We start from the raw sequence: 13541 nt of genomic DNA on the forward strand, positions 1-13541 counted from the left end.
AAGGACCGGGGGAGCGCCCAGGTCAGGCGGCTGGCGGAAACGGGCAGGCCGGCGGCCTCACCCCTCCCAAGCCAGCACCCGGATCGGCGTGGGATCGAAGCCGTTGCAGGGGTTGTTCACCTGCGGACAGTTGGAAATGACACAGAGCAGGTCCTGGTGAGCCACCAGTTCCACATAGTCCCCGGCCGACGAGACGCCGTCGGCGATGGCCAGCGTCCCGTCGGCATCGATGGGAACGTTCATGAAGAAATTGATGTTGGGCACGATATCGCGCTTGCCCATACCGTGACGGGTCACGGCAATGAGGAAGTTTTCCCGGCAAGCATGCATATACTTGGTATGATGCCCGAACCGGACGGTATTGCTTTCGCAGGAACAGGCACCGGCCGACGTGTCGTGGCGCCCGCAGGTGTCGGCGATGATGGTGGCCAGTATCGTGCCCCGGTTGGAATAAAGCGCCGATCCCGGCCCGATATAGGGCGTGCCCTGGGCCAGCACCGTATCCTGGGCGCTGTAGCGCTCGGCATAGTCGGCCAGGGAATAGAACAGGGTGTCGACGGCCTGGCAGCCCTCGCTGTCCACGATGCGCAGCACCTGCCCCTTGCGCACGACACCCGACCAGGGATGCTCGGCAGGTACGATCTGGTCCAGGATGGCATCGGCCGGATCGCGATCCGACAGGACGGGGGTGAAATCGCTGTTACCGGTCATGGCTGTCCCTCTCCCGCTCAGGCCGACAGGAAGGCATCGGTATTGACGAAACCCCGCACGGCCTCTGCCGTCGCCATGCGGCAGAGGTCATCGTCGCCGGCCGGTGCCGCTTCATGGATGACCAGTTCGACAGGAAGGGGCGTGACCGGTTGCGCCAACGGATGCGGCGTGTTGGAAACAGCCAGGATCAGGTCCATCTCGGCGCGCAGCGATACGAAGTCATCCTTTTGCACCGCATCGGCATCGAAGGTGAATCTTCCGTCACCGGTGACGGATGTGGGTGCGAAGAAGGTGATGCAGGGGGGGATGTCGCGCTGGGTCAGGCCGTGCTTGCCCGCAGCCAGCACGAAATTGTCCCGCGCGTTGCGTATGCCGCTGTCGGGACCATAGGTGCGAGCGACGCTGGCCGGATTGGACCCGCCGACCACGCTGTCATGCCGGCCGCAGCTATCCTCCACGATGGAGAGCAGCACCCGTCCCATGTCGGAAAACAGCACCCTTCCCTTGCGCATCTCCGCCGTCCACTGGATCTTGATCGTGTCGGCATGGTTGAAGCGTTCCGACGTGTCGGCCAGGTTCCAGGCCAGCAGCGATACGCCCGGCGTGGCGCCCGGGTTGGTGATGCGCAGCACCCGGCCCCGGCGGATGATGCCGGTCCAGTACCAGCCGCCCGGCAGGGTCTCCCGCAGATGGATGGCAGCGGCATCGGGCAGCGGCAGGTCGCGCGGGCTGGGCGGGGGCAGCACCAGCGGGGCGCGGCCGGCGGCGGCGGATTTCAGTTCCAGGTAACGGGCACGGTTGGCCGCGATCTGTTCGGGTGTCTGGCGGGGCATGTCCGCTCCCTCTCACGCTGCGTCGGCCGGGTCGTCCCGGTCTGGTTGCCCTTCGCTTGCGGCCAGGTCGTCCCGGCGGGGCGGTTCGGGGTCTTGGGCCAGGTCCGGCCGGCCGGCGATGCGGCGGGGCCAGACCTCGATATCGTTGGTGATGCCGGCACCGTAGCGCAGCCGTTCCTCCGGCAGGTTGCGGCGGCGATCGAAGGCGATGACCCGGGTACCCAGGTGGAAGGCTTCCGACAGGTCATGGGTGACCATGACCACCGTCATCGGATGCTCATGCCAGAGCTGGCGCATCAGTTTGTGAACCTCGGCGCGGATGCCGGGGTCCAGCGCGCCGAACGGCTCGTCCAGCAGCAGCACCTTGGGTTTGGCGATCAGGGCCTGGGCCAGCGCCAGCCGCTGCTGCATGCCGCCGGAAAGCTGGGCCGGATACTTGTCCAGCGCGTGGGACAGACCCACCGCCGCCAGCAGGGCCACGGCCTCTTCCCGCGCCCGGACCCGGGCCCGGCCGAACAGGCGGCCCAGCAGGCCGCCGGCCTTCAATTCCGCCCCCAACAGCACATTGCCCAGCACCGTCAGGTGCGGGAACACCGAATAGCGCTGGAACACCACGCCCCGATCGGGCCCGGGCTCGGGCGATACGGGCCGGCCGTCGATCAGGATCTCCCCCTTCGTCGCGGTTTCCTGCGACAGGAGCATGCGCAGGAAGGTAGTCTTGCCGCAGCCCGACGGACCAACCAGCGCCACAAAGGAACGGGGCGCTATCTCCAGGCTGATCCGTTCCAGGACCACCTGCTCACCATATTCCTTCCAGACATCGCGGACGCTGATGGCGGTCATGCGGCTGCCCTCGCATCCTGAAACCAGGGGAAGGCGCGGCGCTGCAGGACACGCAGGCCCAGATCCATCAGGAAACAGAGCAGCGTGATCCAGGCGACATAGGGCAGGATGACGTCCATGGCCAGATAGCGGCGCACCAGGAAGATGCGATAGCCCAGCCCCGCCTCGCTGGCGATGGCCTCGGCAGAGATCAGGAACAGCCAGGCCGGCCCCAGGTTCAACCGCACGCTGTCGATCAGGCGCGGCACTATCTGCGGCAGGACAACACGGATGGCAACGGTCCAGCTATTGGCCCCCAGGGTCTGGGCCTTGATCAGTTGCTGACGCGGCAGGTCATCGATCTTCAGCATCATGTCGCGGATCAGGCAGGGCATCACGCCGATGACGATCAGCGTCACCTTCGACGCCTCCCCCAGCCCGACAACGATGAACAGGATGGGCAGCACGGCCAGCGGCGGCACCATGGACAGGACCGTCACGAAGGGCGACAGGGCGGCCCGGACATGCGGCAGCAGCCCCGCCGCCATCCCCACCAGCAGCCCGCCCGCAGAGGCGATGGCGATGCCGGAAAGCAGACGCAGCAGCGAGGTCCCCGTATCCAGCCACAGCAGGATGTCGCCGGTGCGGCGGTCGGGCGTAAAGGCCATGCGGTCGATGGCATCGGCGAAGGCGGCCAGGCCCGGCAACAGCTTGTCGGACGGGTTTTCGGCCAGCCTTACCGCCGATCCGAACGCATAGGCCACCAGCACGGCCACGAAGGGCAATGCCGCCAGCAGCATCCAGCTTGCACGGTCGGGCCTTCGGTTGATCAGGCGCATGGGGCAACTCCCTTGCACGCCCCCGCCACCGACCCGGCGACAGGCCGGAACCGGTGGATCAGGAACGCCTTGGGCGGGTTTGCGTCGTCAAACACCGCGGAGAGAGGGGGTTCACACCCCTGGAAACCCGGCATCGGCCGGTGTGGCACGGGCAAGCGGTCAAAGCGTCCCGTCGGCAGCGGCAGCCATATAGGTGTCGGTGAAGCGGAACTTCACGAACCTGTCGCTGCCATAGAGGGACCCGTCGGGGAACTGGATGCCGATGGCCTCCGCCGATGGCGCACCATTGCCCAGCAGACCATGGTCGAACAGGAAGCCGGCCACCTTGCGCATGGTCGATTTCGGCTCCGCCCCCCGCACGAAGGCCAGCGCCTCCGCCGGCTTGTAGAACATGCGGGTGGCCTCCAGCTGCGCCTCGTAACCCTTCTGGTCGGTGCCCGATGCCTTGCCCATGGCGGCACGTGCGGCCGCACCGGCCGGGGTCTGGGCCGACATGATGGCCATCGTTTCGTACCAGATGCCGGCCAGCGCCTTGCCGAAAGCCGGATTGTCGTTCAGCACGCCGGTATTGACGACGGTCAGGTCCATGATCTCGCCCGGAATGCGGCTGCTGTCGAACACCTTGCGGGCATCCGGCTGGGCCATGATCTCCGCCACCAGGGGGTTCCAGGTGACGACCGCCGTGACCTGCGGCGTGGACCAGGCGGCCACCATGTCGGCATCGGAGGTGGAGACGACGGACACATGCTCCCGCTCCGTCAGGCCGGCACTTTCCAGCGCGCGGGCCAGCAGATAGTGGGACACGGAAAATTCCACAAGGTTGACCTTCCGGCCCTTGATGCTGGCCAGATCCTCCCCGCCCTTCAGGATCACGGCATCATTGCCGTTGGAGAAGTCACCCACGATCACGGCCGTGGTGTCCACACCGCCGGCGGCGGGAATGGACAATGCATCCATATTGGTCAGGGTGACAGCGTCGAAACCGCCGGCCGTGTACTGGTTGATGCTTTCCACGTAATCGTTGAACTGCACCACATCGATGGTGATGCCGTACTTGTCGGCCCATTTCTTCACGATGCCGTTCTCGTCGGCATATTGCCAGGGCATCCAGCCGACATAGATCGACCAGGCCAGCTTGAAATCCTTCTTCGGCGCGGCAAGGGCCGGTGCGGACAAGAGCGAGGCGGCAATCAGCCCGGCGGTCAATTTTCCAAGGAAGCGGCGCGTCTTCATCATCCAACCCCTTATGGTTCCAAACCGGTTTGGGGGGTTGGCGGAGACCGAACGGGGGCGCCAACCCTCCTCGATCTCCCGGGCTTTTATCCCGCCGTGTACCCGGCCGGGCCAGCAGGCTGGCGGTGCCGGGCGGCAGCTCTCGGACCAGTCACCGCCCCCATAACGGGCACGGCCGGAACCCTAGCCACCATGCTTGTTGTATCAGCAAGCACCGTGCCAGCCCGAAGCGGCCTGTTCCCCCGCCCACGGCCGCGCCAATGCCCAGCTTTCAGGCATTCGGGTCAGGCAATGCGCCCAATTCGCGGGCACCCTCTGTTGCAATGCGGGACAGTTGACAGCAACCCCGCTTTGCGTCATTGCCACGCCGTTGCAAGCCCCTTCCGGAGCGTCACCCCGTGCTTGAACGTTTCATCGAACGCACCCTTTACGCCAGCCGCTGGCTGCTGGTGCCGATGTATCTCTGCCTGGCCGTCGTGCTGATCGCGTTCACGCTGCGCTTCGTCATGGAGCTGTGGCACCTGTTCGACTATGCGCTGTTCGGGGAAAGCGAGGCGGACCTGATCCTCGCCGCGCTGGCCCTGGTCGACCTGACCCTGGTGGGCAGCCTCGTCGTCATGGTGATGATCAGCGGGTACGAGAATTTCGTGTCGCGTATCGAACTGGGCGAGAATGACGAGAAACTGTCATGGCTGGGCAAGCTGGACAGCGGCACGCTGAAGGTCAAGGTCGCGGCCTCCATCGTCGCCATCTCCTCCATCCATCTGCTCAAAAGCTTCATGGATGCGGACAAGGTCACCAATGACAAGCTGATGTGGCTGGTCATCATCCATCTGACCTTCGTGGCTTCCGCCTTCCTCATGGGCCTGCTGGACAAGATGACCAACGGCAAGCCCAAGCCCTGACGGGGAAGCGGGACAGCCGGCCGGGTCGGGATCAAGATAATCCTCCCCCATCGCATACATTTTTACTAAAATGCCCAAACTCAAGTGAATGCGGGTTTCGCGTCGGGGGGGCGCTACATGGTTTTGCGGATGGCGGTCGGGGCGCTGATCATGACCCTGGCCATCCTTTGGGTGCCACCGGGTATGGCCGGTGATGCGCCGCTGATTTTCGCCTATGGTGACCATAACGAGGCGCCGTTCGCCATCGTCCGGGAGGAAAGGCTGGAAGGCGGCTTCCTGCTGGAATTGGGGAACGAACTGGCGGCCCGGCTGTCGCGGACCCCGGTCTACCGTTTCGTGCCGCGCAACCGCATCCAGGGCGAGTTGCAGGCGGGCACGGTGGATGCCTATTGCCTGGCCGCGCCCGAATTCTACCCGGAGCTTCCGGCCGACCATTTCTCCCGTCCCCTGTTTCAGGATCAGGATATCATCGTCATGGCCCGGCATATCCAGGGGCCGCCTGTTCTGGACAGCCTGCGCGGTGCCCAGCTTGGCACCGTGCTGGGCTACCGGTATCCGCCCGCCGTGGAGGAGCGGTTCCGCACGGGCGAGTTGCGGCGGGTCGATGCACGCAATGCCGAAACCAACATGCGCAAGCTGGCCGGCGGACGGCTGGACGCCATCATCCTCCCCCGCCTGGGCTGGACCCATGCCCTGGCAGGGGAACCATCCCTGGCCAGCCATGCGCGATCCGACGTCATCACGGTGGCCACCCGGCAGCGCTCCTGCCTGATCAGCCCCGCCAGCGCCCTGGCCGTTCAGGACCTGAACGACGCCATCCTGTCGATGATGTCCGACGGGCGGCTGGATATGCTGCTGGCCACCTGGGGTCTGCGTGCCGGGCTTGCACAAGGGGGCGGCACCCGGCAGGAGGCACGGGCCGGCCGATGACAGCCTTCAGCATTGATCAGAACCGACGGTCCTGATCAATACTGCCCGCATGCCCGGGCGCCGCAAGCCGCGGGATGGCGGCGCCCGGCGCTTCGTGGTGCCGAAAACCTTGACCATCGGTCAAGATTTTCGGCCGCTGCTATCAGTCCAGCAGGCCGTCGATATCCGTCATCAGCCGCCGCCGCCGCTGCACCACGGGAACGGCGGGCTCCTCCGTAGCAGCGGGCGGCGGGCTTTCCAACAATGCCTGTACCGCAGTCCGCACCTCTTCCCTTCGGGAAGCGGGAACCCAGAATTCCAGCCTGACGAGCCCGGCCGCCTTGCGGCGGGCCCGGGCCCGGATCTGCCTTATCGCGTCGCTCATAAGCCTCGTCCTTCGCTTGGCCGCCAGATTAGTCAAGCCGGCGGTTGCTGGGAATAGCGGTGGGCGACCATCACCCATACCGGGGGCGCACCCCCAGGTTGCGAGATCAATCCATGACCGGCGCATGCCCCTGCCCGCCTTCGTTCCGCGCAGGGCGCAGCAGCAGGACAAGGGGGATTGCACACAGGGTAACGATCATCATCATCTTGAAATCATTCAGATAGGCGATCATTGCCGCCTGCTGGTTGACCATCTGGTCCATCGCCGCCAGCGCCGGCGGGGCGGCCTGCCCCATCTGTACCAGGCGGGCATCGATGGCGGGATTGAACGGCGAGATATGGGCCGCCAGTTCCGCATGGTTGACCTGGGTGAAATGCGCCAGGGCGGAGATCACGACGGATACCCCCAGACTGTTGCCCAGGTTGCGGACCAGACTGAACAGGCTGGCCGCATCCACCCGGTCGGCCGGTGCCAGGGTGGCGAATGCGATGGCGCTGAGCGGCACGAAGACCAGCCCAAGGCCCAGGCCCTGCACAAGCCCGCTGACAATGATCGGCGTGCTGTCCATGACAATGGTGAATTGCGTCATCATGTGCAGCGACCAGGCCGTGAGCAACAGCCCGACCAGAATCAGCAGGCGGGCATCGACGCGATGCACCAGCCGCCCCACCAGCAGCATGGAGATCACCACCCCCAGGCCGCGCGGCGCCATGACCATGCCCGTGGTGATGGTGGGATAACCCATCAGTCTTTGCAGCATGGGCGGCATCAGCGCCATGGCGGCCAGCACGATGACCCCGACCACGAAGATCACGATCAGGCCGGCCACCAGATTGCGGTCCCGGAATAATCTCGGTTCCAGAAAGGGCTGGCGCGCCGTCAGCATATGCACGCCGAAACCCCAGAAGGCGGAAATGGAAATCCCCAGCTCGATCCAGATTTCCGGCGATGCGAACCAGTCGAGCTGCTCGCCCCGGTCCAGCATGAGCTGCAGGGACCCGACAGCGATGGACAGCAGGCCGAAACCCACGAAATCGAACCCGCGCCGCCGCGTGGCCGACGCCGGCATCCAGGCGAGGATGCCCAGGAACGCCAGGATGCCCACGGGCACGTTGATGTAGAAGACCCAGCGCCAGTTGAAGCTTTCCGTCAGCCAGCCGCCCAGAGTGGGGCCGATCACGGGGCCGATCATGATGCCGGCCCCCCACATGGCCATGGCCTGGCCGTGGCGTTCCTTGGGATTGATGTTCAACAGGACCGTCTGCGACAGCGGCACAAGGGCCGCGCCGAAAACCCCCTGCAGCAGGCGCCAGACAACCATCTCCGTCAGGCTGCCGGCCGTGCCACACAGCATGGAGGCGACGGTGAAGCCGGCTACGGACACCAGGAAAAGCGGCTTGAGCCCGATCCGGTCGGCCAGCCAGCCGGTCACCGGCGTCATGATGGCCGAGGCCACGATATAGGATGTCAGCACCCAGGTGATGCTGTCCTGGGCCGCACCCAGGCTGCCCTGCATGCTGGGCAGAGCGACGTTCGCGATGGTCGTGTCCAGCACCTGCATGACCGTCGCCAGCATGATGGCAATGGTCAGCAATCCTCGCCGGACAGGGGCCGCCGCTTCTTCTACGGCTGCCATGATGTCACCGTTCCGTCGCCTGGGCCGCGCGGAAGCCGGGCAGGCCGCGCGCCTGACCCGTATCGATCTCCACCGTGGCGGACAGGCCGGCCCGCAGGGGGACACGATCCCCGTCGGCAAGCAACAGGCGCACGGGCACGCGCTGCACGACCTTCACCCAGTTGCCCGTCGCGTTCTGGGCCGGCAGGATGGAGAATTCCGACCCCGTTCCGGCCCCGATGCTGGCGACATGCGCCGTCAGCGTGCGGCCGGGATAGGCATCCAGCACCACGGTGGCCGTCTGGCCGGCGGTCATGTGGGTCAGGTCGGTTTCCTTGACATTGGCCTCGATATAGGTGGCCTGCGTCTCCACGATCGACAGCATGGCCAGGCCCGGCAGGGCGAACTGCCCGACGCGCAGCCGGTCGGTCTGGCTGGCAATGCCATCCGACGGCGCGCGGACGGCGGTGCGCTCCAGGTCCAGGGCGGCGCGATCGCGGGTGGCGAGCGCCTGCATCACCATCGGATGGCTGTCCGTGGCGATATCGGGATTGCCGCCCAGCGCGGCCAGGGCCGCGGCAACACCCTGCTTGGTCTTTGCCACTTCCTGTTCGGCCGCCCGCAATTCGTTGCGGGACTGGTCCAGCCGCGCCTGGGCGGCGTAGCCGCTCTGCGCCAGGCGGGACTGCCGGTCGAAGTCGCGGCGGCGATAATCCAGGTCCTGCTCGGCCGCAGCCAGTTCGGCGCGCTGTTGTGACAGGTTGGCGCGCATGCGCTCCACCTCCAGCCGGGCGCTGGCAATGGCGGCGTCGGCCTGGGCCAGCGCAATGCGATAAGGCTGGGGATCGACCTCGAACAGCAGGTCGCCGCGCCTGACCGGCATGCTTTCCCCGACATGCACCGCCACGATCAGGCCCTGCACCTCTGGCCCCACGGCCACCTTGTCCTGCTTCACATAGGCATTGTCGGTGTTCACATAGCGGCCGCCCGTCACCCAGACATAGCCGCCGGCGGCGGCCAGCACCAGCGGCAGGGCCAGCCCCAGAAGCAGGCGCCGGCGCAGCGGGGGCACGGGCTTCGTTTCTTCCATCTCACTCATGATGATCACCTTTCCCGGCACCCTGGCCGGTCTGATCGTCCGGCTGGGCGGTGCGGTCGGACAGGTTCGCCCGTATCTTGGACAGGATGCGGACCAGTTCGGCTCGCTCCGCCGGGCTGATGCCCGCCAGCGCTTCCTCGTAAATCTCGTCGACGACAAGGCGCATGGGCACCAGCGCCTCTCGCGCCTTGTCGGTCAGGTATAAAAGCCGGGCACGCCGGTCGGTCGGGTCCGGCTTGCGCTCCACCCAGCCGCCGTCACCCATGCGGTCCAGCAGGCGGGTCAGCGTGATGGGCTCCACCTCCAGCACTTCCGCCAGTTCGGCCTGCTTGACCCCCTCCTGCTTGGAAATCTTGAAGATGGCGTGCCATTGCGCCCGCGTGCTGCCCGTGAAGCGCAGCCGCTGGTCGAAGCGTCGGCGCAACAGGCGGGCCGTGTCGGCCAGCGCGGCGCCAAAGGCGGGGATGGGTTCGATGTCGCTCATAACTCCACATATTATAAGCATGACTACTATAAGCAATGTCATATCAGCCGGGGCAGCCATGCCACAAAAGCCAGTCGTTGCTTGCCAGGGGAGCGGCCAGCGCGTATTCCTGCCCCTTTGATATCTCTGGAAGTGGTGGAACCGGTGCGTCTGTCCCTTGCCCCCTGGCGGTTGATGCTGCTGGCAGCCCTTGTGCTGCTGGCCGCCGCCATGGGCGACAGCGCCCTGGGCCGGGCCATGGCGGCCGCCGCTCGCGGGCCCGCCTCCGGCTGCGAGCCGGGTCCGCTTGATTGCGGTGTGCAGGTGTCGGCGCCGGCACAGATGGCGCTGGTGCAGGGCTCCTATCGCCCCGATGGCAAGCCGGCGCCCTTCCCCCAGGGCCCGGTGCCGGTGGCCCTGCCGCCGGCCGGCCCCTGGCTGACCGTCCCCGGCACGGACAGGCAGGACCTGTCCTGCCCGGCCGACGGCCCGGTCCGCCCGACACAGGGGCTCTGCGGCCAGCCGCGCGGCCCGCCGTCGGACGCCTGACCCTCCATCCGTCTTCTTGACCCCGTTCAATGATCAAAGCCGGCGTGACCGACGCCGGTTTCTCCGCGATCGGACCTGCCTATGCTTAATTTCTCCAAGGCCCGGACGACGATCATCCTGTTGATCTGTTTTCTGGGCGTGCTGGTGTCGATCCCCAGCCTGATCGGCTCGCACAATATCCCTTCCTGGATGCCGGCGCGTCACTTCAATCTCGGCCTGGATCTCCAGGGCGGCTCCTACCTGCTGCTGGAGGTGGATGCCGAGGCCGTGAAGCGCGAACGGCTGGACAATGCCACAGACGAAGCCCGCGGCCTGATGCGCAGCGCGGAGGTGCGCACGACGGGCGTGGCCGTGGATGGCGATGGCATCATCGTGCGTCTGGCCGATCAGGCCGATGCCGCGCGTGCCACCGAGGCGTTGCGTCCCATGACGCAGGGCGCCCTGCCCGGCGAGGTTGGCGATTTCTCCATCGTGCCTGAAACCGGACGGCTGCGTCTGGCCTTCAGCCAGCAGGCCCTGGCCAACCGCGTCAGCAAGGCCGTGGACCAGTCGCTGGAGATCGTCCGCCGTCGTATCGACGAGACCGGCGTGAACGAGCCGATGGTAGCCCGCCAGGGCGCCTCCCGCGTGCTGGTTCAGTTGCCCGGGGTGACCGATCCCGGCCGTATCAAGCGCCTGCTGGGCCAGACGGCGAAGATGACCTTCCATCTGGTCGGCGATCCGTCCATTGCGCCGGGCAGCGCCGCCCCACCGGGATTTGAGTGGATGATGAATGCCGACCGGGGTGCCGGCGGCAGCCAGATCCTGGTGCGCAAGCGCGTCGAGGTGGATGGCGCGACCCTGACCGATGCCCAGCCCAGCGCGGACCCGCAGACGGGCCGCTGGGTGGTGTCCTTCAGCTTCGACAGCATCGGTGCCCGCCGCTTCGGTGAGATCACCCGCGCCAATGTCGGCCGGCCCTTCGCCATCGTGCTGGACGGGCGCATCATCTCCGCCCCCGTGATCAACGAGCCCATCATGGGTGGCCGCGGGCAGATCAGCGGCAATTTCACGGCCCAGACGGCCAATGAACTGGCCGTGCTGCTGCGTGCCGGCGCCCTGCCCGCCCCGCTGACGGTGGTGGAGGAACGGTCCATCGGCCCGGAACTGGGTGCCGACAGCATCAAGGCCGGCCTGATTTCCTGCCTTGTCGGCGTCGTGCTGGTCTTCGGCTATATGTGGATGACCTACGGCTTCTTCGGCCTGATCGCCAATGCGGCGCTGATCTTCAACCTGTTCCTGACACTGGCCTGTCTGGCCATGCTGGAAGCTACGCTGACCCTGCCCGGCATCGCCGGCGTCGTCCTGACGCTGGGCATGTCGGTGGATGCCAACATCCTGATCAACGAGCGTATCCGCGAGGAATTGCGCAAAGGCAGGACCGCCCTGTCGGCGCTGGAGGCCGGCTATACCAAGGCCATGGGCACCATCATCGACAGCAACCTGACCACGCTGATCAAGATGGTTCTGCTCTATATTGTCGGCACGGGCTCGGTGAAGGGCTTCGCTGTCACCACGTCGCTGGGCATCATCACCTCGATGTTCACGGCCACGCTGGTGGCCCGCCTGCTGACGGCCATCTGGTTCCGTCGCAAGCGGCGCCGGGAACTGCCGGTCAAGGGGCCGTTCAGTCTCAAGACCTATGGCTGGAACGTGAACTTCATGAAGGGCCGGCATGCCGGCCTGATCGTTTCGGTGATCCTGTCCGCCCTGTCGGTGGCGCTGTTCTTCAAGCCCGGCCTGAATTACGGCATCGACTTCGCCGGCGGCATCGTGATGGAGGTGCGGACCCCCGAGCCGACCGATTTCCCCCGCCTGCGTCAGGTGATGGAAGGGGTGGATGTCGGCCCCGTGTCGCTTCAGGCCTTCGGGTCCGACCGCGACGTGATCTTGCGCATGGAGCGGCAGGAAGGGGCTGAGAGCAATCAGGAAGCCGCCATTAAGGCCGTGACCACCGCGCTGGAGCAGAATTTCCCCGGCACGGAGGTCCGACGTGTGGAGGCGGTGGGCGCCTCGGTTTCCGCCGAGCTGTTCACGAACGGCATGATCGCCCTGGGGCTGGCGGCCATCGCCATGCTGTTCTACATCACCATCCGGTTCGAATGGCAATTCGGCATCGGGGCGGTGATCACGATGTTGCTGGATACCACCAAGACCATCGGCTTCTACTCGCTGACGGGGATGCAGTTCAACCTGACGGCCATTGCCGCCATGCTGACCATCATGGGCTTCTCCATCAACGACAAGGTCGTGGTCTATGACCGCGTGCGCGAAAACCTGCGGCTTTACCGCAAGATGCCGCTGCGCGAACTGATCAACCGGTCGATCAACGAGACCATGACCCGCACCATCAACACCAGCATCGCCATTTTCCTGTCGATCATCCCGCTGGCACTCTACGGCGGTGAGGCTTTGCGGGAATTTGCCTGGGCGCTGCTGTTCGGTGTGGTTCTGGCCACGTCCTCCTCGATCTTCATCGCGGCCCCCATCCTGCTCTATCTGGGCGAGAACAGGCTGCGCAAAACCATGGATGCGGACGACCCGCCCGCCGACGAGCCACAGGCGGACGGCGAGGCCACCAGCAAGGCCTGACAGAGAAAACCCCGGCACCCTGTGGTGCCGGGGTTTTTTCATGGGCCGCGGGGACCAGTGGGGGGGGCGCTCGTCAATCCCGGTCGACCTTCAGCACCTCCCCGGTACGGGCATCGACATCAAGCTCCACGCGACGGCCGTCGGCGTTGGTGGCCTTCACCTCTACCAGCTTGTCGCTCTTGCGTTCAAAGCCCTGTGCATCGCGATAGCCCTGGGCTGCCACCTTGTCCAGCAGTTCGGCCATGGGCAGCGGCGGCTGGCCGGCCGCCCCGATGGCGGGACCCGGCGCCGCGGGGACGGCACCGGTCGTTCCCTGGGCCAGGGCATAGGCACCGGTGCCCAGGGTGGTGGTCAGAAGGGCGGCGGCAAGGATACGGGGGAAGAACATCAGGTCGCTCCTGTCTTGTTGGATCAAGGATGACTGCATCCTGACAGGTGGGGCCTGAACCCGGCATGAACAGGGCCGGGAAAAGAAAAACGGCCGGGAAATGGCCCCGGCCGCTTTCAGTAGTACCGCTTCGGGAGGAACCCGGCGGGATCGGGAAGC

At 66.0% G+C, this 13541-nt stretch carries 14 protein-coding genes and 1 riboswitch; of the genes, 4 read left to right on the forward strand and 10 right to left on the reverse strand.

What is annotated here, in order from left to right; genetic code table 11:
* Nucleotides 1–57: 57 nt before the first annotated feature.
* The 5 genes from ACM9LZ_RS15100 to ACM9LZ_RS15120 all read right to left on the reverse strand — a co-directional run bounded on the left by ACM9LZ_RS15100 (nucleotide 58) and on the right by ACM9LZ_RS15120 (nucleotide 4441).
* A complete protein-coding gene (locus ACM9LZ_RS15100; RefSeq protein ID WP_416620319.1) occupies nucleotides 58–711 on the reverse strand; it encodes an urea amidolyase associated protein UAAP2 in 654 nt (217 codons plus the stop codon).
* Between the two features lie 17 nt (nucleotides 712–728).
* Nucleotides 729–1544 (reverse strand): urea amidolyase associated protein UAAP1, encoded by an 816-nt coding sequence (locus tag ACM9LZ_RS15105; protein WP_416620320.1) that lies wholly within the window; start codon nucleotides 1542–1544, stop codon nucleotides 729–731.
* 12 nt (nucleotides 1545–1556) lie between these two features.
* Nucleotides 1557–2387: an ABC transporter ATP-binding protein gene (locus tag ACM9LZ_RS15110; protein WP_416620321.1), complete on the reverse strand. Its 831-nt coding sequence runs from the start codon at nucleotides 2385–2387 to the stop codon at nucleotides 1557–1559.
* Nucleotides 2384–3205, reverse strand: coding sequence for an ABC transporter permease (locus ACM9LZ_RS15115; protein WP_416620322.1), 822 nt, complete (start codon nucleotides 3203–3205; stop codon nucleotides 2384–2386). Before ACM9LZ_RS15115 ends, ACM9LZ_RS15110 begins: the two co-directional genes overlap by 4 nt.
* Before the next feature lie 159 nt (nucleotides 3206–3364).
* Nucleotides 3365–4441 (reverse strand): putative urea ABC transporter substrate-binding protein, encoded by a 1077-nt coding sequence (locus ACM9LZ_RS15120; protein ID WP_416620323.1) that lies wholly within the window; start codon nucleotides 4439–4441, stop codon nucleotides 3365–3367.
* A gap of 70 nt (nucleotides 4442–4511) precedes the next feature.
* Nucleotides 4512–4636, reverse strand: a riboswitch (guanidine-I (ykkC/yxkD leader).
* Between the two features lie 200 nt (nucleotides 4637–4836).
* On the opposite strand from ACM9LZ_RS15120, the gene ACM9LZ_RS15125 reads away from it, so the two are divergent.
* Together ACM9LZ_RS15125 and ACM9LZ_RS15130 are read left to right on the forward strand one after the other, a co-directional pair.
* On the forward strand, nucleotides 4837–5343 hold the full coding sequence (locus ACM9LZ_RS15125) for a TIGR00645 family protein (RefSeq protein ID WP_416620324.1): 507 nt from the start codon (nucleotides 4837–4839) through the stop codon (nucleotides 5341–5343).
* Between the two features lie 117 nt (nucleotides 5344–5460).
* Entirely contained in the window at nucleotides 5461–6273 is an 813-nt protein-coding gene (locus tag ACM9LZ_RS15130) for a substrate-binding periplasmic protein (RefSeq protein WP_416620325.1), read from the forward strand.
* A gap of 142 nt (nucleotides 6274–6415) precedes the next feature.
* On the opposite strand, the gene ACM9LZ_RS15135 is transcribed toward ACM9LZ_RS15130, so the two are convergent.
* The 4 genes from ACM9LZ_RS15135 to ACM9LZ_RS15150 form a co-directional block, all read right to left on the reverse strand.
* Nucleotides 6416–6637 (reverse strand): hypothetical protein, encoded by a 222-nt coding sequence (locus ACM9LZ_RS15135; RefSeq protein WP_416620326.1) that lies wholly within the window; start codon nucleotides 6635–6637, stop codon nucleotides 6416–6418.
* 106 nt (nucleotides 6638–6743) lie between these two features.
* Nucleotides 6744–8273: a DHA2 family efflux MFS transporter permease subunit gene (locus tag ACM9LZ_RS15140; RefSeq protein ID WP_416620327.1), complete on the reverse strand. Its 1530-nt coding sequence runs from the start codon at nucleotides 8271–8273 to the stop codon at nucleotides 6744–6746.
* A 4-nt stretch (nucleotides 8274–8277) separates the two neighbouring features.
* Nucleotides 8278–9351, reverse strand: a complete 1074-nt coding sequence (locus ACM9LZ_RS15145) for an HlyD family secretion protein (protein WP_416620328.1) — start codon at nucleotides 9349–9351, stop codon at nucleotides 8278–8280.
* Entirely contained in the window at nucleotides 9344–9835 is a 492-nt protein-coding gene (locus ACM9LZ_RS15150) for a MarR family winged helix-turn-helix transcriptional regulator (RefSeq protein WP_416620329.1), read from the reverse strand. The genes ACM9LZ_RS15145 and ACM9LZ_RS15150 overlap by 8 nt, the downstream gene beginning before the upstream one ends.
* A 144-nt stretch (nucleotides 9836–9979) precedes the next feature.
* Between ACM9LZ_RS15150 and ACM9LZ_RS15155 the strand changes: the two genes are divergently transcribed.
* Together ACM9LZ_RS15155 and secD are read left to right on the forward strand one after the other, a co-directional pair.
* On the forward strand, nucleotides 9980–10363 hold the full coding sequence (locus ACM9LZ_RS15155; RefSeq protein WP_416620330.1) for a hypothetical protein: 384 nt from the start codon (nucleotides 9980–9982) through the stop codon (nucleotides 10361–10363).
* An 81-nt stretch (nucleotides 10364–10444) separates the two neighbouring features.
* Entirely contained in the window at nucleotides 10445–12994 is a 2550-nt protein-coding gene (gene secD, locus ACM9LZ_RS15160) for a protein translocase subunit SecD (protein WP_416620331.1), read from the forward strand.
* A 73-nt stretch (nucleotides 12995–13067) separates the two neighbouring features.
* On the opposite strand, the gene ACM9LZ_RS15165 is transcribed toward secD, so the two are convergent.
* Complete coding sequence (locus ACM9LZ_RS15165; RefSeq protein ID WP_416620332.1) at nucleotides 13068–13382, reverse strand: PepSY domain-containing protein; 315 nt, start codon at nucleotides 13380–13382, stop codon at nucleotides 13068–13070.
* Between the last annotated feature and the right edge of the window lie 159 nt (nucleotides 13383–13541).

The sequence above is a fragment of the Niveispirillum fermenti genome, from assembly GCF_048066175.1.
GTDB lineage: Bacteria > Pseudomonadota > Alphaproteobacteria > Azospirillales > Azospirillaceae > Niveispirillum > Niveispirillum fermenti.

Coding starts and splice junctions, on each gene's coding strand:
- secD (WP_416620331.1), top strand. CDS start 10,445: ATGCTTAATTTCTCCAAGGCCCGGACGACGATCATCCTGTTGATCTGT.
- ACM9LZ_RS15130 (WP_416620325.1), top strand. CDS start 5,461: ATGGTTTTGCGGATGGCGGTCGGGGCGCTGATCATGACCCTGGCCATC.
- ACM9LZ_RS15115 (WP_416620322.1), bottom strand. CDS start 3,205: ATGCGCCTGATCAACCGAAGGCCCGACCGTGCAAGCTGGATGCTGCTG.
- ACM9LZ_RS15165 (WP_416620332.1), bottom strand. CDS start 13,382: ATGTTCTTCCCCCGTATCCTTGCCGCCGCCCTTCTGACCACCACCCTG.
- ACM9LZ_RS15150 (WP_416620329.1), bottom strand. CDS start 9,835: ATGAGCGACATCGAACCCATCCCCGCCTTTGGCGCCGCGCTGGCCGAC.
- ACM9LZ_RS15105 (WP_416620320.1), bottom strand. CDS start 1,544: ATGCCCCGCCAGACACCCGAACAGATCGCGGCCAACCGTGCCCGTTAC.
- ACM9LZ_RS15100 (WP_416620319.1), bottom strand. CDS start 711: ATGACCGGTAACAGCGATTTCACCCCCGTCCTGTCGGATCGCGATCCG.
- ACM9LZ_RS15140 (WP_416620327.1), bottom strand. CDS start 8,273: ATGGCAGCCGTAGAAGAAGCGGCGGCCCCTGTCCGGCGAGGATTGCTG.
- ACM9LZ_RS15120 (WP_416620323.1), bottom strand. CDS start 4,441: ATGATGAAGACGCGCCGCTTCCTTGGAAAATTGACCGCCGGGCTGATT.
- ACM9LZ_RS15135 (WP_416620326.1), bottom strand. CDS start 6,637: ATGAGCGACGCGATAAGGCAGATCCGGGCCCGGGCCCGCCGCAAGGCG.
- ACM9LZ_RS15110 (WP_416620321.1), bottom strand. CDS start 2,387: ATGACCGCCATCAGCGTCCGCGATGTCTGGAAGGAATATGGTGAGCAG.
- ACM9LZ_RS15145 (WP_416620328.1), bottom strand. CDS start 9,351: ATGAGTGAGATGGAAGAAACGAAGCCCGTGCCCCCGCTGCGCCGGCGC.